At 39.2% G+C, this 19,147-nt stretch carries 17 protein-coding genes; 12 read left to right on the plus strand and 5 right to left on the minus strand.

Going from position 1 to position 19,147, the window contains the following annotated elements:
• Nucleotides 1–13 precede the first annotated feature (13 nt).
• On the minus strand, nucleotides 14–1,510 hold the full coding sequence (gene nusA / locus ABXG98_RS12640; protein ID WP_353539053.1) for a transcription termination factor NusA: 1,497 nt from the start codon (nucleotides 1,508–1,510) through the stop codon (nucleotides 14–16).
• 143 nt (nucleotides 1,511–1,653) lie between these two features.
• Entirely contained in the window at nucleotides 1,654–2,109 is a 456-nt protein-coding gene (gene rimP, locus ABXG98_RS12645) for a ribosome maturation factor RimP (protein ID WP_353539054.1), read from the minus strand.
• A gap of 556 nt (nucleotides 2,110–2,665) precedes the next feature.
• On the opposite strand from rimP, the gene ABXG98_RS12650 reads away from it, so the two are divergent.
• The 9 genes from ABXG98_RS12650 (at nucleotide 2,666) to ABXG98_RS12690 (ending at nucleotide 14,341) form a co-directional block, all read left to right on the plus strand.
• Nucleotides 2,666–4,579 (plus strand): EAL domain-containing protein, encoded by a 1,914-nt coding sequence (locus ABXG98_RS12650; protein ID WP_353539055.1) that lies wholly within the window; start codon nucleotides 2,666–2,668, stop codon nucleotides 4,577–4,579.
• Between the two features lie 161 nt (nucleotides 4,580–4,740).
• On the plus strand, nucleotides 4,741–5,322 hold the full coding sequence (gene rsxA, locus ABXG98_RS12655; RefSeq protein ID WP_353539056.1) for an electron transport complex subunit RsxA: 582 nt from the start codon (nucleotides 4,741–4,743) through the stop codon (nucleotides 5,320–5,322).
• A 51-nt stretch (nucleotides 5,323–5,373) separates the two neighbouring features.
• A complete protein-coding gene (rsxB, locus tag ABXG98_RS12660; protein WP_353539057.1) occupies nucleotides 5,374–5,928 on the plus strand; it encodes an electron transport complex subunit RsxB in 555 nt (184 codons plus the stop codon).
• A 15-nt stretch (nucleotides 5,929–5,943) separates the two neighbouring features.
• The gene (rsxC, locus tag ABXG98_RS12665; RefSeq protein ID WP_353539058.1) at nucleotides 5,944–8,265 is read left to right on the plus strand and encodes an electron transport complex subunit RsxC; all 2,322 of its coding nucleotides are present in this window, start codon (nucleotides 5,944–5,946) and stop codon (nucleotides 8,263–8,265) included.
• Nucleotides 8,266–8,267: 2 nt separating this feature from the next.
• On the plus strand, nucleotides 8,268–9,401 hold the full coding sequence (rsxD, locus tag ABXG98_RS12670; RefSeq protein ID WP_353539059.1) for an electron transport complex subunit RsxD: 1,134 nt from the start codon (nucleotides 8,268–8,270) through the stop codon (nucleotides 9,399–9,401).
• A complete protein-coding gene (gene rsxG / locus ABXG98_RS12675) occupies nucleotides 9,398–10,132 on the plus strand; it encodes an electron transport complex subunit RsxG (protein ID WP_353539060.1) in 735 nt (244 codons plus the stop codon). Before rsxD ends, rsxG begins: the two co-directional genes overlap by 4 nt.
• The gene (locus ABXG98_RS12680; RefSeq protein WP_353539061.1) at nucleotides 10,122–10,916 is read left to right on the plus strand and encodes an electron transport complex subunit E; all 795 of its coding nucleotides are present in this window, start codon (nucleotides 10,122–10,124) and stop codon (nucleotides 10,914–10,916) included. Before rsxG ends, ABXG98_RS12680 begins: the two co-directional genes overlap by 11 nt.
• Before the next feature lie 43 nt (nucleotides 10,917–10,959).
• Nucleotides 10,960–11,592, plus strand: coding sequence for an endonuclease III (gene nth, locus ABXG98_RS12685; protein ID WP_353539062.1), 633 nt, complete (start codon nucleotides 10,960–10,962; stop codon nucleotides 11,590–11,592).
• Nucleotides 11,593–12,271: 679 nt separating this feature from the next.
• Nucleotides 12,272–14,341, plus strand: a complete 2,070-nt coding sequence (locus tag ABXG98_RS12690; protein ID WP_353539063.1) for a putative bifunctional diguanylate cyclase/phosphodiesterase — start codon at nucleotides 12,272–12,274, stop codon at nucleotides 14,339–14,341.
• 245 nt (nucleotides 14,342–14,586) lie between these two features.
• On the opposite strand, the gene ABXG98_RS12695 is transcribed toward ABXG98_RS12690, so the two are convergent.
• Both ABXG98_RS12695 and ABXG98_RS12700 read right to left on the minus strand, forming a co-directional pair.
• Nucleotides 14,587–16,566, minus strand: coding sequence for a TonB-dependent receptor plug domain-containing protein (locus ABXG98_RS12695; RefSeq protein WP_353539064.1), 1,980 nt, complete (start codon nucleotides 16,564–16,566; stop codon nucleotides 14,587–14,589).
• An 87-nt stretch (nucleotides 16,567–16,653) separates the two neighbouring features.
• Entirely contained in the window at nucleotides 16,654–17,016 is a 363-nt protein-coding gene (locus ABXG98_RS12700) for a hypothetical protein (protein ID WP_353539065.1), read from the minus strand.
• A gap of 275 nt (nucleotides 17,017–17,291) precedes the next feature.
• On the opposite strand from ABXG98_RS12700, the gene ABXG98_RS12705 reads away from it, so the two are divergent.
• Nucleotides 17,292–17,933: a helix-turn-helix transcriptional regulator gene (locus tag ABXG98_RS12705; RefSeq protein WP_353539066.1), complete on the plus strand. Its 642-nt coding sequence runs from the start codon at nucleotides 17,292–17,294 to the stop codon at nucleotides 17,931–17,933.
• Here ABXG98_RS12705 and ABXG98_RS12710 read toward each other — a convergent pair.
• On the minus strand, nucleotides 17,930–18,313 hold the full coding sequence (locus tag ABXG98_RS12710; RefSeq protein ID WP_353539067.1) for a VOC family protein: 384 nt from the start codon (nucleotides 18,311–18,313) through the stop codon (nucleotides 17,930–17,932). The two genes, ABXG98_RS12705 and ABXG98_RS12710, sit on opposite strands and share 4 nt — an antisense overlap.
• A 98-nt stretch (nucleotides 18,314–18,411) precedes the next feature.
• Here ABXG98_RS12710 and ABXG98_RS12715 point away from each other — a divergent pair, with 98 nt between their 5' ends.
• Complete coding sequence (locus ABXG98_RS12715; protein WP_353539068.1) at nucleotides 18,412–18,546, plus strand: hypothetical protein; 135 nt, start codon at nucleotides 18,412–18,414, stop codon at nucleotides 18,544–18,546.
• Between the two features lie 163 nt (nucleotides 18,547–18,709).
• Nucleotides 18,710–19,129 (plus strand): VOC family protein, encoded by a 420-nt coding sequence (locus ABXG98_RS12720; RefSeq protein WP_353539069.1) that lies wholly within the window; start codon nucleotides 18,710–18,712, stop codon nucleotides 19,127–19,129.
• Nucleotides 19,130–19,147 lie beyond the last annotated feature (18 nt).

Raw genomic sequence — 19,147 nt, forward strand, 5'->3', positions numbered from 1 at the left:
CTCCCGGTGCTATTTATTCTTCGTTAAACCAACAAATGTTACGTGCGGCCATTATTAGCTCACCCGCTTTGGTTTCAGTTAATTCTTCAATATCGCTAATTTCATCAATGCCTTGCTCTGCTAGATCTTCTAGTGTGCAAATACCTCGGCTTGCTAACACAAAGGCTAAATGACGCTCTAAGCCCTCAAGTGCTAATAAATCAGCGGCTGGCTCTGCGCCTTCTAACGTTTCTTCACTAGCCAATGCTTGTGTTGTTAATGCTTCTTTAGCGCGTTCACGTAATTCTTCGATAATTTCTTCAGTTAAGCCATCAATTTCTAGCATTTCAGCCACTGGAACATAAGCAATTTCTTCTAGTGAGGTAAAACCTTCATCGCTTAATAAGGTGGCAAAATCTTCATCAAGGTCTAATTTTTCAATAAACAAGTTTAATATCTTGTCATTTTCAGCCTGATGCTTTTCTTTCATATCAGCTACTGTCATTACGTTTAGCTCCCAGCCAGTTAACTGACTAGCTAAACGAATATTTTGACCACTACGACCAATCGCCATGGCTAAATTACTTTCTTCAACAGCAATATCCATAGTGCCTTTGTCTTCATCAACAATAATTGAGGCAACTTCGGCCGGTGACATGGCATTAATAACATATTGTGCAACGTTATCATCGTATAACACGATATCTACGCGTTCACCACCTAACTCTGTCGATACTGCTTGTACACGTGAACCACGCATACCTACACAAGCACCTACTGGGTCAATTCGCTTATCATTGCTTTTCACCGCTATTTTAGCGCGTGAACCAGGGTCACGAGCGGCCCCTTTAATTTCAAGCATTTCCTCGCCAATTTCAGGCACTTCTACACGGAAGAGCTCAATTAACATTTCAGGTTTGGTTCGGCTAACAAATAACTGTGCACCGCGTGCTTCTGGCTTGATTTCATATAACAAGCCACGCACTCTGTCGCCAGGTCTAAAGCTTTCTCGTGGTAACATATCATCACGATATATGATCGCTTCTGCATTATTACCTAAATCTAAGATTACGCTTTCACGACTCGACTTTTTCACTACCCCTGTAACAAGCTCACCCACTTGTTCTTGGTAAGCTTCTACTACTAATGCACGTTCAGCTTCACGGATCTTTTGAACAATCACTTGCTTAGCTGTTTGGGTAGTTACTCGGTCAAACTTAACAGATTCAATTTGTTCTTCAACATAGTCCCCTGCATTCAATTCTGGGTCATCGTACTGTGCAGCTGCTAAAGTAATTTCAGCATATGGATTTTCCATATTCTCATTACTTTCTTCAACCACTAACCAACGACGAAAAGTATCAAATTCGCCTGAAATACGGTCAATACAAACACGTACGGCAATATCACCTTCATACTTTTTCTTGGTAGCAGTTTCTAAAGCGGTTTCCATTGCTTCAAATATACTTTCTCTAGGTAATGCCTTTTCATTTGATACTGCATCAACAACCAGTAATATCTCTTTACTCATGTCTTTTTAGCCCTAATTTTTGGGTAATCATTCTCTTAAATTGCTGCATTGTATAATCAAGGCAACTTAAAGGAGAACAGTTACTGCTATTAAACTTATCTAGTTATTTTACTTACAATTTTCGTACAAAATTTTTACTTAGTTTAAAGTTGAGCAACCAGGTTTGCTTTATCAACATTGCTCAAGGAAAGCTCGTAATCAATACCGTCAACGTCTACTATCAAGGTATTGTCTTCTATAGCAACTAAGGTTCCTTTAAATTTTCGGCGACCATTTAAGGGCATAGACAATTTAACATTGACGATTTCTCCAACCACAGCTTTAAAATGAGACATTTCAAATAATGGTTTATCAATACCCGGTGATGAAACTTCTAAATTATATTCACTACTTATTGGGTCTTCGACATCTAAAATAGCGCCTACTTGGCGACTTACTTCAGCGCAATCATCGACATTAATGCCATTTTCATGATCTATAAACAAACGTAAAACTGAATTATTACCCGCGCTAATAAACTCAACACCAAGTAACTCTTTGCCGGTTTCTTCCACTGCAGGGCGAAGCATGTCAGTTAGTTTTTGTTCAAATTTAGCCAATCGTTTTCTCCTGTTTTATTTAAAAACTAGTTTAAATAAAAAAATTAAGGTACAAAAAAAGGGCATATAGCCCAGCATATTTTTTGCTGTGTGTTTTGTGTTTAATACTTATTATTGTGAAGAAAATAAAATCAAAAGTACTAAATACAAAAAAACCCCATAATAGGGGTCTAAATCACTGACCCCATACTTGTGTATTAACAATAGGTAGTCAACACAAAAGTACCAATAACAAGAATAGAATCTGATGAAATTCTCATAACTGAGTCAATCTGCAAATTCTTCAGTGACATCTTGCTAGCTGCTTAATTTCAACAGAGTAAATTAAGCAGTGCGTATTATATAAGGGCGAAAGCATAAGCGCAAGCGCGATTGGCAATTATAGTGAAAAAACACGCGGTAATTTTAATAGAATATTGCTCGATAGCTAAGAAAAATTAACTTATTTTTTACAATAAGTTAGTATAGATCGAACTTTCGTGCTATAACCTTTTTATAGATGTAATTTTTTAACTTTGGCGTGCTTTTTTATTTTTTTGGAGCAACTTTACTTAATATGTATACATTTCCTCAGTTACTATTACGACATGCGCTATTAGCGACCATTTTCATTATGTCAATTAGTGCGGCGTCATTATATTCATTATCGTTAGTACTTGAAGATAAAGCCGCTGCTCACGCGAATACGTTACCGTTATTAACTAATATTGCCGAATATACTGGTGATGAATTAGCCTATACTAGAAAAATTGGTGATGCACTCCAGCAAGCAACAAACTATCAACGTTTAACTATTACTAATTATGCAGGTAAAACTTTGTTTAACTTTAAACAAAATGACCCTGGCATTTCAATCCCTTTTATTACACCCGAACCTAAAAAAATAACATTAAGTAGCCCAGCGCTAAAAATAGAATACCAACTCAATTATGCTGTTGAATCAGGCCTTGTATTTACTATGATTCAGGCAACGGTTGTTTTATCACTGTTGCTCGTCATTCTTTCTGCAACCTTGAGTACTAAACGCTATAAAAATGTCTTCAAATTATTTGGTCAACAAATTAAAAGTGACTTTTCGTTGATAAAACTCAACGAAAGTGACAAAAAGTCCTCCGACAACTCTGCCGTTAATACGTTAGATATTCCTGAGCTTAAACAAGGTATCAGTGATATAAAAACATTCATCGAACAACAAATTAATAAAGCAAGCTCATTAGAACAAGAAGCTTATGTTGATCATTTAACCCAACTTGATAACCGTGGTCGCTTTGTACAGTTTTATGAAAGCCAAGTAATTCAAGACAGCCCAGTAAAATTTGGTGTTTTAATTATTACTCGCTGCTCCGAACTACAAACCATTAACCAAATACACGGCTACAAAGAAGGTGACAATTACATTCTGCAAGTAGCTCAATTGATGAAAAAAGCCGTTACTGCCTATCCTGATGGTAAGTTATTTCGTCTAAACAGTTCTGATTTCGCCTGTATTTTACCTAATATTGCTTTAAAAAAAGCAGAATCATTAACGCAAGAATTTACCGCTTTGTTCAATGAATATCAGCATAGTTCAGATCTCGATTCTGTAGCCTATTCTGGCTTAGTTGCCTTTGATAAGTCAAAACCATTAGGCGAGCTTCTTGCTCTAGCTGATACAGGTGTCAGTATTGCTCAAACACAAAGCTCAAATTCTTGGTACGCTCAAAAAGATACCGATCTTTTACAGCAAAATAGCAGTAATTATGGCAACCAAAATTGGCGACAAGAAATTGATAGTGTTGTAGAAAACCAACGTGTGACCTTGTTACTTCAGCCTATCATTCCCAGTGGGCGTAATAACAAAGTTTATGGTGAGGTGCTTGCTCGATTCTTGAATTCCAATGATGAAATGCTGCCTACCGCATCGTTTATTGCAATGGCTGAAAAACTCGATAAAATCATTGCCGTTGACAAACTTATTATTGAAACGACCATAAAAGCTATTATTAATAAAAATATGTTCGATCATAGATTTGGCGTCAATATCAGCTCGCGAAGCATCAGTAACGAACATTTTATGATTTGGTTAGAGCGTCAATTATTACGTGAACCTAAGGTCGCCACACGGCTCGTGTTTGAAATAACAGAGTATGGTTTACAACAAAACATTAAAACCAGTAAACGTTTAATTGAAATGTTACACCGCGTAGGCTCTAAAGTAACCGTTGAACGTTTTGGTGTTGGTTTAACCTCTTTTAAATTCTTTAGAGATTTAACGCCTGACTATATCAAAATGGACAGCTCCTATACCCGTGATATTGATGATGATAAAAACAACCAATATTTCTTACGTTTAATGGTAGATTTAGCCCATAGGTTAAGTATAAACGTATTAGCAGAAAGTGTTGAAAGCCAAGAAGAGAAGCACACCTTAGAAAAGTTATTTATTGACGGTTGCCAAGGTTTTTATATTGGCAAACCTCAACCTATTTGATTTATGTAAAAATTAGTTTCCTATCAACCGAGTTTAGCTTAACAACTCGGTTTTTTTTAGCTTTTTTCAAATCCCCTACTCACTGTAGTGTTGTTATATGTCCTAAAAAAAAGGATAATAGCGTTAATATTATAAAATTAACGCTCTGATATAAAACGCAAATGACCGATTACATTCTGCTTCTTATTGGCACAGTACTAGTAAATAACTTTGTATTGGTGCAATTTCTTGGCTTATGCCCTTTTATGGGAGTATCGTCTCGCACTGAAACAGCTATAGGAATGTCATTCGCCACCACCTTCGTAATGACGCTTGCATCGTTACTGAGTTATTTAGTAACTACTTATATTTTAGCTCCCCTGAATCTTGAATACCTCACCACCATGAGCTTTATTTTGGTCATTGCCGTGGTTGTTCAATTTACAGAAATGGTCGTACATAAAACCAGTAGCAATCTATATCGTCTACTTGGTATATTTTTACCCTTAATTACCACCAATTGTGCTGTACTTGGCGTTGCTTTATTAAACTTAAGGTTAGAGCATAATTTCTTTGAGTCTATTGTTTATGGCTTTGGCGCAGCCGCCGGCTTTTCTTTAGTGCTAGTAATGTTTTCAGCTATGCGTGAAAAATTAGCCAATGCCGATGTACCAACGCCCTTTAAAGGTGCCGCTATTGCAATGATTACAGCCGGTTTAATGTCTTTAGCCTTTATGGGCTTTTCTGGTCTAGTTAAAATTTAAGGTAATAATACTCATGATAATTAACAATTCCCAGGCATCCCAATTAGTATAATGAATATTTTAATTGCCATTCTTGTTTTAGGACTTATTGCAGCTCTTTTTGGCGCCTTATTGGGGTATGCTTCAGTGCGTTTTCATGTTGAAGGTGATCCCATTGTTGAGCAACTTGATGCCCTACTCCCCCAAACCCAATGTGGTCAGTGTGGTTATCCCGGTTGCAAACCATATGCTGAGGCAGTTGCCAACGGAGAAGCAATCAACAAGTGTGCGCCTGGTGGTGAAGACACCATTAAGAAAATTGCTGATCTAATGGGCGTAGAAGCTGAACCTTTAGATGAAAATCATGAATCCGACAAAGGCCCTAAGGTCGCCTTTATCATTGAAGAAGACTGTATTGGCTGTACCAAATGTATTCAAGCCTGTCCTGTTGATGCTATTTTAGGGGCTGCAAAACAAATGCACACCATACTTATTGATGAATGTACAGGTTGCGATTTATGTGTTGCGCCTTGTCCGGTAGATTGTATTGAAATGCGCCCCATCCCAGAAACCACCCAAAATTGGCAATGGGACTTAAATAAAATTGCTGTGAAGCAACTGGATTAGGAGAGTAAAGGCACAGTGGATTCTATATTAGAGCGCATCAATCAAAATAATTTTTGGCAGTTTCATGGCGGTATACATCCGCCTGAACAAAAAGCAATAACTGCTGCCAAACCTATTAGACAACTGCCACTCCCTAAGCAGCTGATATTACCTTTACAGCAACATATTGGCCGCCAAGGTGACTTAAAGGTCAAGGTGGGCGACAAAGTATTAAAAGGTCAAGCGCTTACTCGCAGCTCAAACCCAATGGCAGTGCCGATACATGCGCCTACTAGCGGTACAATTAGTGCGATAAAAAAATCTGTTATTGCTCATCCGTCTGGTTTAGAAGAGCTATGTGTATTTATTGATGTTGACTTTGAAGATACATGGCGAAGCAGAGACATTTGCCACGACTTCACCCAGCTTACCCACCTCCAGTTAATTAAAAAGATTGCAGATGCTGGTATTGCAGGTATGGGAGGTGCCGGTTTTCCAACCCATATAAAAGTTAATACTAAGCCCGACATTAATTTTTTAATCATTAATGCAGCTGAATGTGAACCGTATATCACTGCCGATGACTTATTAATGCGTGAACAAAGCGCTGCAATTGTTGACGGAATAAAAATACTGGACAAGTTGCTTGAACCTGCTTTTATATTAATTGGTATTGAAGATAACAAGCCTCAAGCGATTAAAGCATTACAACAAGCCACCAGAGATATTGACAAAATAAACGTCTGTGTACTACCCACTAAATATCCTATGGGTGGTGAAAAGCAACTAATCAAAGTATTAACCGGTAAAGAAGTCAAAAGCGGTGCTTTGCCAATTCATTCAGGTATTGTGGTACAAAATGTTGCCACGTGCTTTGCTATTAGTGATGCTGTTATTCATGATATCCCCTTAATCAGGCGTGTTGTCACTCTAACAGGGCAAGCTTTAAGTAAACCACAAAATGTTTGGGCTTTATTGGGAACACCGGTGAGCTATTTGCTCAAACAAACAGGTTTTACCAGTGAAACCCTAGCTGAGAACACAGCAACTAAACAGACAGCTCCACCGGTAATAATGGGTGGTCCATTAATGGGCTTTAGTCTACTTAACGACTCTGTACCCATTGTTAAGACGAGTAATTGTATTTTAGCACCCAGCAAAAAAGAGATGCCAAGTGCCTTTGATAACAATTCTAACGAAGTTGAATGTATACGCTGTGGTCAGTGCAGTGACGTCTGCCCTAGCCAACTTTTACCCCAAGAGCTGCAATGGAGCGCTAAAGCAAAAGACCATCAGCAATTAATGAAACTTAATCTATTTGATTGTATTGACTGTGGCGCTTGCGCTTACGTTTGTCCGAGCCAAATTCCATTGGTACAATATTATCGAGTTGCGAAAGCAGAAATTCGTCAACAACAACAACTTGATCTAAAAGCTGACAAAGCAAAAGCACGCTTCGAAGCCAGAAAACTTAGATTAGAAAAAGAGAAAATTGCGCGCGAACAAAAACACAAAAAAGCGGCTGCTGCCCGTAAAGCAAGCATGAATAAAAAAGCAGCAGATGGCAGCACGGCAAGTTCAGCAATAGCTGCTGCACTTGCGCGGGTCAAAGCTAAAAAGGCCGAAGCACCTGACTCCACAGAGAACACTAAACAAGCTCCTAAAGATGATAAGTCACAGGTGAAAGCAGCTATTGAAAGAGCTAAAGCTAAGCGACAGGCTAAAAATAATGATGCTGAGCTGCCAACAGCCACGAATGAAAAGACTGACAACGAGCAAGCTCCTCAAGATGAAAAATCACAGGTGAAAGCAGCTATTGAAAGAGCTAAAGCTAAGCGACAGGCTAAAAATAATGACGCTGAGTTGCCAACAGCCACGAATGAAAAGACTGACAACGAGCAAGCTCCGCAAGATGAGAAATCGCAAGTAAAAGCGGCTATTGCTAGAGCTAAAGCTAAGCGACAGGCTAAAAATAATGACGCTGAGTTAACTGCTTTAACCAATACAGAGACTGAGAGCACCTGTGTTGAAGCGCAAGATAACACCCTTAGCCAAACAAGTGATGTCGAGTCAACCTTAAACAATGAGCCACTTTCATCAAACTCAGTAGCCAATGATAAAGATGACAAGAAAGCTAAAATAGCTGCAGCGGTAGCAAAAGCTAAGGCCAAGGCAAACCGTAAACAAGGAAAAACGACTCAGAAAGCGGCATCAGCAAAAGATGGTACAACGCAACCAACCGATAGCTTAGATAAAAAAGCAAGAGTTGCTGCAGCGGTCGCTAAAGCAAAAGCAAAGGCTCAAGCAAAAAAAGAACAAACCAAACAACTGAAATCTACCAATGAAGAAACGACATAATTATGGCATTTTGGATCGCAAGCTCACCCCATAACCACAGCCAAGCAGAAACGTCATCGTTAATGCGTTTAGTTATTTATGCTGTTTTACCCGGAATTTTTGCCCAATGGTATTTTTTTGGTTGGGGCAATATGGTTCACATTGCCTTGGCTGTTACCACCGCCATAGTATGTGAGTTTATTGTCTTATCACTAAGAAGCAATAAAAGTCATATCAAAAAACAACTTTTTGATGGCAGTGCCATACTTACAGCAATATTACTTAGTATCAGCCTACCTGCCATAGCGCCCTGGTGGATATCTGTGCTCGGCACGGCTTTTGCTATTTTAGTGGTAAAACAACTATATGGTGGCTTAGGACATAATCCATTTAATCCTGCTATGGCTGCTTATGTAATGTTACTGATTTCTTTTCCAATACAAATGACATCATGGCAACCCCCTTTAGCATTAATGACAATAGATTTAGATTTTAACAACACTATTGCTACTATTTTTACCGGCTTTACCTCTGAAGGTTATTCTGTAGAGCAATTGAGAACCAATATCGATGGCTTTACCATGGCAACCCCTTTAGATACTTTGAAAACAAATTTAGGGTTAGGGTTAATTGTTTCTGAAACTATCACCACCACTATATTTACCAATAACTTACCGTTCGGGCTAGGGTTTGCTTATGGCTGGGAGTGGATCAATATTGCCTTTCTTGCTGGAGGTATAGTGTTAATTGCCAAAAAAGCAATCGCTTGGCAAACCCCCGTAAGCTTCTTATCCAGTTTATTTATTTGTTCTTTTATCGCTTATGCTATCAGCCCTGATAGTAGCGCATCGACCTTATTTCAATGGCTAACAGGTGGCTGCATGTTAGGTGCTTTCTTTATTTTAACTGATCCTGTTACGGGTGCTACCAGCACTAAAGGAAGAATGATTGTAGGTGCTCTTGCCGGCTTATTAGTGTATTTAATTCGCAGTTATGGCGGTTATCCAGATGGCGTTGCCTTTGCGGTATTGGTGTGCAACATGTCTGCTCCCTTAATCGATCAATATACACGGCCTCGTACCTATGGGCATTCTATTAACCAGCAGCCTACTGCTATGCCAGACAGTAAAACCACTCAGCAACGGGAGTCTAAATGATGTCAACTCCCTCACCAGATAAAAAGTCAGCTTTTGCTGTTCCAATACAAAAAAACAGCCAAATACTAGCCATTTTTGCCATTGTTTGTACAGCAATTGTTGGCTTAGTGTATGAGCTGACCAAAGACAAAATTGAAACTCAAGCACAGTTACAATTATTGAATACACTCCACAGTATTATTGAACCTAGCCGCTACACTAATGATATAACTAAAGATTGTGTGATTGTAAGCTCCCCCTTACTGATAGGCTCTAAACAAAATGCTGCACCGCAAACAGCCTATATTGCTAGAAAAAACGGTAGTGCGATAGCCGTTGCCATCACGAGTAATGCGCCTGATGGTTATAATGGTGTTATTGAACTTATTATTGCAATCAACATGGACAATAGCGTCAGTGGTGTACGCGTGTTAAAACATCAAGAAACACCAGGACTAGGCGATAAGGTTGAACTGAGAAAAAGTGATTGGATCACAAGTTTTAACGGCAAAAAGTTATTATCTGACAACGATAGCCGTTGGGCTGTTAGTAAAGATGGTGGTATGTTTGATCAATTTACCGGTGCAACCATAACCCCCCGTGCAGTAGTAAAAGCAGTGAAAAATGCCGTTTTATTTTTTAAAGATAACCAGCAATCATTATTAACCCTTAATAACAGCTGCAAGGCAGAGGTCGCTGAGCCACAGTCAGTAGTTGCAAATAACAAAGATGAGGCAAGTAATGCACAATAATGATGAAAGCCCAATAAACCAATCACCTGAGCTTGATACTGACATAGCAGCACAAACGGCAGAAAAGGCACTAGCTAAACAAGCACTCAAAGCTGAATATAAAACCCTTGCTATTCAAGGTTTGTGGAAAAACAACCCGGGGTTAGTGCAGCTTTTAGGGCTGTGTCCATTACTGGCAGTAACAGCAACTGTAACTAATGCCTTAGGATTAGGGCTTGCCACATTATTAGTATTAGTGTGCTCAAATGCGACGGTTTCTGCTGTTCGTCATTGGGTACCGAAAGAAGTACGTATTCCTATTTTTGTTTTAATCATCGCATCGTTTGTAACTTGCGTGCAGCTGTTAATGAATGCCTATACTTATGGTATTTATCAATCGCTAGGTATTTTTCTACCGTTAATTGTTACCAACTGTGCCATTATTGGCAGAGCTGAAGCCTACGCGTCTAAAAACCCTATCGCGCAGTCAAGTTTTGACGGCTTGATGATGGGCTTAGGTTTTGCTCTGGTGCTACTTGTGTTAGGAGCTATTCGTGAAGTGTTAGGTCAAGGCACCTTGTTTGATGGTGCAAACTTACTACTTGGTGAGTGGGCTAGTGTATTGCGAGTAGAAGTGGTGCAATTAGACTCTCAATTTTTATTAGCTATTTTACCACCAGGCGCTTTCATCGCAATGGGCTTTATTATTGCTTTAAAAAATGCCATTGATGCCAACGTAAAACAACGCCAACCTAAAGCACCCGAAGCAACGATTGAACGTGTTCGCGTTAACTTTGACTCGTGATCTTTTAACTAGCCAGTGTAAAGCAGCCCAATAGAGAAACGTCATGAACAAAGAGAAACGCTTAGCCATACTAACTCGATTACGCGATGCTAACCCTGAGCCAACCACAGAGCTAAATTTCACCAGTTCATTTGAGTTACTCATAGCGGTATTACTTTCTGCACAAGCAACTGATGTTGGTGTGAATAAAGCCACAGCTAAACTTTATCCCGTTGCAAATACCCCACAAGCAATTCTCGATTTAGGTTTAGACGGTTTAAAGTCGTATATCAAAACCATAGGTTTATTTAATACTAAAGCAGTGAACACCATTAAAACCTGTCAAATGTTGGTTGATTTACATGGCGGAGAAGTCCCTGAAGACAGAGCCGCACTTGAAGCCTTGCCCGGTGTCGGCAGAAAGACAGCAAATGTGGTACTTAATACTGCTTTTGGCTGGCCGACAATTGCGGTCGACACCCATATCGACCGCGTTTCAAACCGCACTAAATTTGCCATGGGTAAAAACGTGGTTGAGGTTGAAAATAAGCTTCTAAAGGTAGTTCCTGCTGAATTTAAAGTGGATGTACACCACTGGCTTATTCTTCATGGTCGCTACACCTGTACAGCACGTAAACCTAAATGTGGCGCATGTATTATTGAAGATTTGTGTGAGTACAAAGATAAGGCTGAATAGAAAAATATCTATTCTAGTCTTTTGGATAATCTATAATCGCTGCGTGTTTATCTTTTAGTGCCTGCTTATTCTGAGCAATAGCATCATTAGCATTAAATTGGCTTTCAATAAGAATAGGCAAAAGTGTCCCTACCTTTGCCTATGACTTGGATGGCTCAGTAAAATTATGAAGTTACGCTACTTTTCCCTTTAACCAAAAATTCGCCGTTCGATAGCTTTGCGTTTGTGTTGTAAGCAGGGCCATTACTACCTATAAACACGGGGAAAAGTCAATGTGAACTTTATTTATATTTTGGTAAGCATAAAATTTGCTTTCCGTCATTATTAACTCATTAATTGACGTTTGAATCACAACTATGAGATAAAGGACTTAACAATTTTCCATTATTCAATTTACTGCTATGATTAGTTAGTAATTACTGTACTTTACTATGCAACTGAACTTTACTATTTCATTACCTGTATTAATGTGCAAACTTCACCTTTACGGTGACAAACAGCCCTGTGGGACAATTTAGCGAGAATGTCATCTGCCACCAAATGCGTTGAAGTCGAAAACTCAAAAGTCGCCAATTTCTTTATAAACGCTCGCTCCTCTGGCGTATTTTCAATCGTCAGTTTTACGAGCATTATTTATATCATCGTTCTGGGCCTCACCTTTAAAGATCTATATAACTATATGGCCCCATGGATAAATATTTCCCAAGCGATTGGTGTAGCGATAATTGTACTTAACCTAGCGATTTACTACCGAAAACAAAATGTTCCCTTTGCGGCAGGTATTTTGCTTTTTTGTATGTTTGCAATCCATATGGTGAATGTGACATTTGCAGGCGGTATCGATACCGTTCACTACGCATGGATTTTTATATTCCCGGTTCTTGCAGGCGGCACAATGGCTTGGCGCGGCCAATTATTCTTTTGGTTTATTTGCATGCTTGGCACAATCTACTATTACATTTGGCCTGAGCAAATGGCCGAATTACCGTACGAAGGTGATTTAGAATACACACTTGCCACTCGACTTGTCTGCATCACTATTTTTAGTTTGGTAATGCTCACTTACCACTTTACACTTCGTGAAAAGATGGATCACGTTCACAAGGCGCTCAAACTTGCAACCTTTGAGGGTGATTTATTCGCAGGCGTCTTCAACTCTAGGGCCCAGAGCGTCATATTGGTTGATAGTAACGGCACTATCGAGCGCGCAAATGCAACCACTCATACCACATTTTCCTTTAATGATAGTCATCTTATTGGCCAACATATTGGTATTTTATGCGAGCATGCTGACCGCTTATTTGACACCAATCGACAACATCTAAGCGGACAAGAATTAGAAATTAAAACCCATAAGGGGAACAGTCTCTGGATAGAATTTACCTCTATTGAAGTAGAAGATGAAATTGGCAAGCGCCATACTCTGCTTACCATAGAAGACATATCGCAACGCAAGCGCTTTGAGTCCAAATTATCACACCTTGCTCATTTTGATCATCTCACCAACATTCCTAATCGCCTGATGATCCAAGATAAAATAAAAGAAATGATTGAAGAAGACACCACAGCCTCTTTTTATGTCATTTTCATCGACCTAGACAAATTTAAAGATATCAATGATATGCTTGGCCACGAAGCAGGTGACAAGGTACTTCTAGAGGTAGCTAGTCGGCTTCAAACCAATATTCGAAGTGGAGACTTTATTGGTCGCTTTGGTGGCGACGAATTTATACTGCTAACCCGTTCAGCTACCACTGAAGAAGAAACCAAGCAATTGATAAAAAGTTTGCAGAAAATACTAGCGCTACCTATTTATTATGAGAAAACTGAAAGTGTGGTGGGCTCTACAGCAGGTATATCAAGTTATCCAACCGATGGGCAAGCGGGCAATGACTTAATTCGTAAAGCAGATGCCGCCATGTATCGCACGAAAAAAAATCATAAAGGCGCCTTTTCATTTTACAACGTTCAGTATGACGCAGACTTACAGCGTAAACTGCACCTTAACTCTGCATTGAGAAATGCGATCAGCAATAATGAATTGAGCCTTTTATTTCAGCCTATATTTGACCACCACCAGCAATTATTAGGAGCTGAAGCATTAGTCCGTTGGAAGCACGGTGAGTATGGCGCTATAAGCCCTGATGAGTTTATTCCTATTAGTGAAGAAAACGGTCAAATTATTGAAATTGGCTTATGGGTGCTAGACCAAGCTTGCCAGGTTTTAAAAGAATGGCAAGATGAAGGCCGATTTGATCTCACAATGTCGGTAAATATTTCTTACAGACAGATTGTTGGCACTACCTTGGTAACCAGTATCGAAAATGCGCTAAAAAAACATGCTCTGAAAGGCGATAAACTCATATTGGAATTAACAGAACGCGTCATTGCTGAAGATTTAGACCTAGTCAATCAGAACCTGACTTTGCTAACCGCAATGGGCGTCCGCTGTGCAGTAGATGATTTTGGTATTGCCTACTCAAGTCTAAATTACCTACAAAAAGTCGATTTTGATATACTTAAAATTGATCGAAGCTTTGTTGATGGCATTGTGGATGACGAAGACTCATTAAATTTATGTAAAGGCATACTGTCTATGGCTCACAGCCTTGGCCTGTTGGTCACCGCAGAGGGTATCGAAACCGAAGCTCAGTTTAATTTATTGTGTTCGTTAGGGATAGATAAATACCAAGGATTCCATCTCGCGCGACCAATTGAGCGACGTAAGTTTTCAGAATTATTCACTTAAATCTACATGTGCGAACACATTGTTCATAGTTAATAACAAGTTAAAGAGATTTGATTTACACATATTATTGATCCTTTTTTACAAAACATCATGTTTGCTTGTTCTCGCTCTAGCTATTCAGTATTCACTTTTAACAAAAGAGTTAGTTCTTTTGTAATTGCTTCTTAACGATGTAGATAAAACATAATGGTTTTGGAGGCACTAACTATGCCTCCAAAATAGTCATGTTTTAATTCTAAAAAATTTTAACTTCCAAATTGAACACGAATACCGGCATTAACAGTAAAGCCGTCATTACGTGACCAAATATCTGTGGTCCAACGGCCGCTTGGAGCTTGCATTGGTAACAACAACGACTCGTCTTTTGTTTGGCGTACGTTAAGTAGGTTTTCTGCATTTAAGAAATAACTTACTTTGCCAACGGTAATTTGACCAAGTAACCCTAAATGCCAATATGCATTGCTTTTGTCGCGATGAGGGTTTCCTTCTAAGTGTTGTGTACCTGTGTAATAAGCCTCAAATCCAACGAGGTGGCTACCGTGTTCTTCCCACATAATAACAGCACCTGCCGAGTGTTTTGGCGTAAGTGCCAAAGGCGTTCTGCCAATACCTGATTGGCTGTGTTTAGTGGCATCGGTGTATAAGTAACTACCCGTTAGTTTGAGTTCACGCCAGCGATAACGAAGCAACAATTCAGCGCCACGAATCTCACTTTTACCTGCGGAATTCACCATACCCACTTGTTTGTCGGAAGCGTTGATATATGGAGCATTCAATTCAAGTTCTGTAACATTTTCAACATCAGAGGCAAACAAAGTCACACTAGTTTCAATACTGTCCATTAGGTAACTAATGTCAATAGACGCGGTAGTCGCCTGCTCTTCTTCAATGTTTTCAAAGGGTGCTAATCGCGATAAACCGGCGTCTTCAATATCTTCAACAAAGGGCGTAGGAGCAAAAAAACCTTTCCCATAAGAGCCACGAATAGTCAAATGTTCAGGACTATACAGCATAGAAATGCGCGGGCTAATTTGTGTACCATATTCACTGTGCCAATCAGCACGAGCACTCATTGACAATGAAAGTTTATCAGTTGCCTCATAATCAACTTGCGAGAATAAGCCCGGCACTTGGAAATTGTAGTTAAACTCTGAAAAATTACCGGAGTCAAAACGATCTGATTGGTAAGCAACACCCACTAGCCAAGCGGAAGTATCACCATAGCCTGACACGCTAGATTCAAGTAGGTAACTTTCATGAATATCTTTTTCTTGTATCAAGCCATTTACATGGTCGTGCTCTTGACGCATTGCCGAGCCACGTACATTCAGGTTAAGTACCTCACCTAGTGGTTGATCAAATATAAAACCACTATCAAGCCTTAATGAATCTTGACTTTGTATAAATGGATTACCGTTAGGTACTGTTGCCCCTTCTACGGTTCCTCCTTCTCGCTCTTCTTTCATAGCGCCAAACGTGAGATATAGGTTGGCACCATCTTCGCTCTCCCAATAAACTCGAGGGCGAATAGTTGCACGTTGGTAAGCGGCCATATCAAGCCAGCCGTCACTATCTAAATCTTGTTGCTCTTGATTGTGCAAACCAGCAGTTAACGATGCGCTGATTACATCATTAATCGGCGAGGAAAAATAGCTAGTGATATCTTGCCCATTTTTAGATGTTGCATTCAATAACACTTCGCCTTCAACTTCATCTGATGGGGTTCGAGATATTAAGTTAATTACTCCGCCAAGTGCTGAGCCACCATACAGTGATGATGCTGCTCCTTTAATGATTTCAACATTGGCAAGATCTGTCGGAGGAATTTGCAATAAACCAATAGAGGCCGTTTGACCACCATATAGCGGCAAACCATCACTAAGTAACTGTGTATAACGTCCGTACAAACTTTGTAATCGTATATTGGCACTGCCTAACGCCGGCGATGTATTCTGCACCCGTACTCCGCCAGTTTCGGCAACCAACATAGAAATATTACCAGGGCGCATTAAGGCTTTTTCTTGAATTTCTTCGCCATTGATGATCTCTGTACGGGTTGCTGACTCAGTCACAATTCGACCCAGGCGTGATGCGGTTACTTGGATCTTTTCAATCTTATCTTCGCCATGCTCATGATGGTCGTCGTGTTTCTCACCTTCACCAGCGTAAGAAATTGAAGGTGCTAACAGCACCGCAAATGTTATTTTAGAATATTTATTAAGCATTTTTACCTCTAATAATGCTAAAAACTGTGAAACTTTCACAATGAGTAAAGAAATTATACTGTTGTATAGGATTTGAGAGTTGGTGTGCTATGTGGTGAAAATTGGAGGCCGATAAAGCGATGCGGCAATAAAATATGTTGCTTTGGTTGCAAGTGTCAGTAGCGGATCGCTTAGAGCCATTGACTCTGTCAAAGGAAGATTGTTATCTATATACGCAATAGAAGCACATGCGTTCGCAGGGCAAATACATTGGTTTTCACAACACTCTACTTCACAACAATCATCATCTAATGCGTTGACGCGATCATTAACAATAATATCCACTTGTATTTTTGTAAAATGTTCTGAAAGAGTGGTATTTGACGAGATGAAATGATCCGCCATAGTTTGCCCTACAAAGGCAACCAAGAGTGTTATGGTAAGCAGCAATTTCAACAAGGATTTAGGCATATATAATTCTTATAAAATTCGCGCATATTGTAGATGATTTCAGCGGATAAATGAAGATAGAATAAAACATATTCCTTACTAAAAATAGCTGGTATCCTATAAACTTGATAGGTAGCTTCATGACCTTTAGGTTGGCCAGCAATAGCTATGAGCACCTATATAAACCAAACAAAATTTTCTGTGGGTAAACATACTAGAGATTGAGCAGAAATTACTTAAAGTGGTAGCTGCTGTGTTTAAACAAAAGATTAAAATCTAATATTTGGCTTAAGAAAATGAACGATAGTCTGATTACTATTTGGAATGCAAACTTTAGTGGGGCTACATCAACAGTGGTAATTCCCGATAGTTGCCGCGATTTGATAGTCAAAACCTTGGAAAATGAAAAACCAAATTGGTTAGTTTCACCACTCTACGATCGATCTGAACTTGTTCAGATCGAAACAAGCTGTAATTATACTGGGTTTCGCTTAAGTCCCGGTACTGAAATTAAAGAGCGTGAGTTATTAAACTATATTGAAAAAAAACAGCCCTATGTAGACGAAGTGAGTAATTTTTTAGAGGACTTTATTTCTACCCACAGCGCTATGAAGGAAACACTAACATGTTTTGCTAATGAGATGGGGTCGGTAAAACAAATTGCTGCTCAACTTGGGGTCAGCACCAGAACATTGCAACGACTCGTTTTTAGTAAAACCAAAAGAACACCTGGCTATTGGTTGCAATTAGCCAGGATTAGAAAAGCGGCCAGAAGTTTAAGCCAACATGTTTGCCTAGTTGATGTTGCGGAGAACTATGGCTTTGCTGATCAATCTCATATGAATAGAGAGTTTCAACGCTGGTTTGGGTTAACACCGTTACAGGTATTAAATTCTCCGGCTATACTCAGACAGCTAAATGACAAAGGCTATGCCTAAGAAGCGACAGGCGTACAAATTTCAACTAAAAAGCCATTGTTCTCGGTTACATAAGCTATTGTCTGCCCCCAAGGCATATCCGTAGCATCCTGCACGAGCAAAGCCCCCGCTTCAAGTGCTTTAGACAGTGCCATCTTTACATTATCCGTTTCAAAAGCTATCTCAAAAGAAGGGGCTTTAAAATTAGGTTTAGCAGGATTTTTTCCTAGTTCTTTCATTAGCTTGAGAGATGAAAATGAAAGTGTCGTATTACCTGTATCTAATTCTCCATAATCGCCACTCTCATGAAGCATTTTCTTTTTAAGGCCAAAGGCTTTTTCATAGAAACTGAATGTTTCAACAACATCATCCACATACAAGATTGTATATTTAAATTTCAAGGTGTTACTCCTTATTGGTTAAAGTACAAGCAAGCATATAGATTGATAATCAACCTGTCTTGAACAATTACGACAAAAGTTAAATTAAGTGTTCACCTATGACCGTAATAAAATCGGCTGGAGAACACTTCTGTAGTGGCGCATATTTAACGCCTTTTAAAGAGCCAACAAACATGGGTAAAATTGTACTCGGTGGTAAGAAAAAGCTTATACCTGTGTTGCACATAGCCTAAATGTGATTATTGCAATATAAAATTGGTATTCATCATTGGCTTATTATTCACAGCCGCTATAATTACCTTCGATGTAATCTCAAATGTGGTTCATGTAATATTGATGGTTATACCCATTTAACACAATAATTGAGTTAATTAATTTGACAACAAAGGCAGAATAATGAAATTTTTACACAGCATGATTCGTGTACATGATCTTGACGCGTCATTAGATTTTTTCGTCAACAAGTTAGGTTTAGTTGAAGTGAGACGTAAAGAAGTACCAGAAGGAAAATTCACCTTAATATTTTTAGCCGCAGCTGTCGGTGAAGCAGAAATAGAATTAACGCATAATTGGGGCTCTGAAGAACTTTATGATAATGGTCGCAACTTTGGGCATTTAGCATTTGAAGTAGAAGACATCTATCAAACATGCCAAAAATTACAAAACAGTGGGGTTATTATTAATAGACCACCGCGTTGTGGCCACATGGCGTTTGTGAAATCACCTGATAATATTTCTATTGAATTATTGCAAAAAGGTGGAGCCCTTTCTCCGCAAGAGCCATGGTTAAGCATGAAAAACACTGGCACTTGGTAAACCAAGAGCCAGTAGTTA

This window comes from Colwellia sp. KU-HH00111 (assembly GCF_040362745.1).
In the GTDB taxonomy this organism is placed as follows: Bacteria; Pseudomonadota; Gammaproteobacteria; order Enterobacterales; family Alteromonadaceae; genus Colwellia.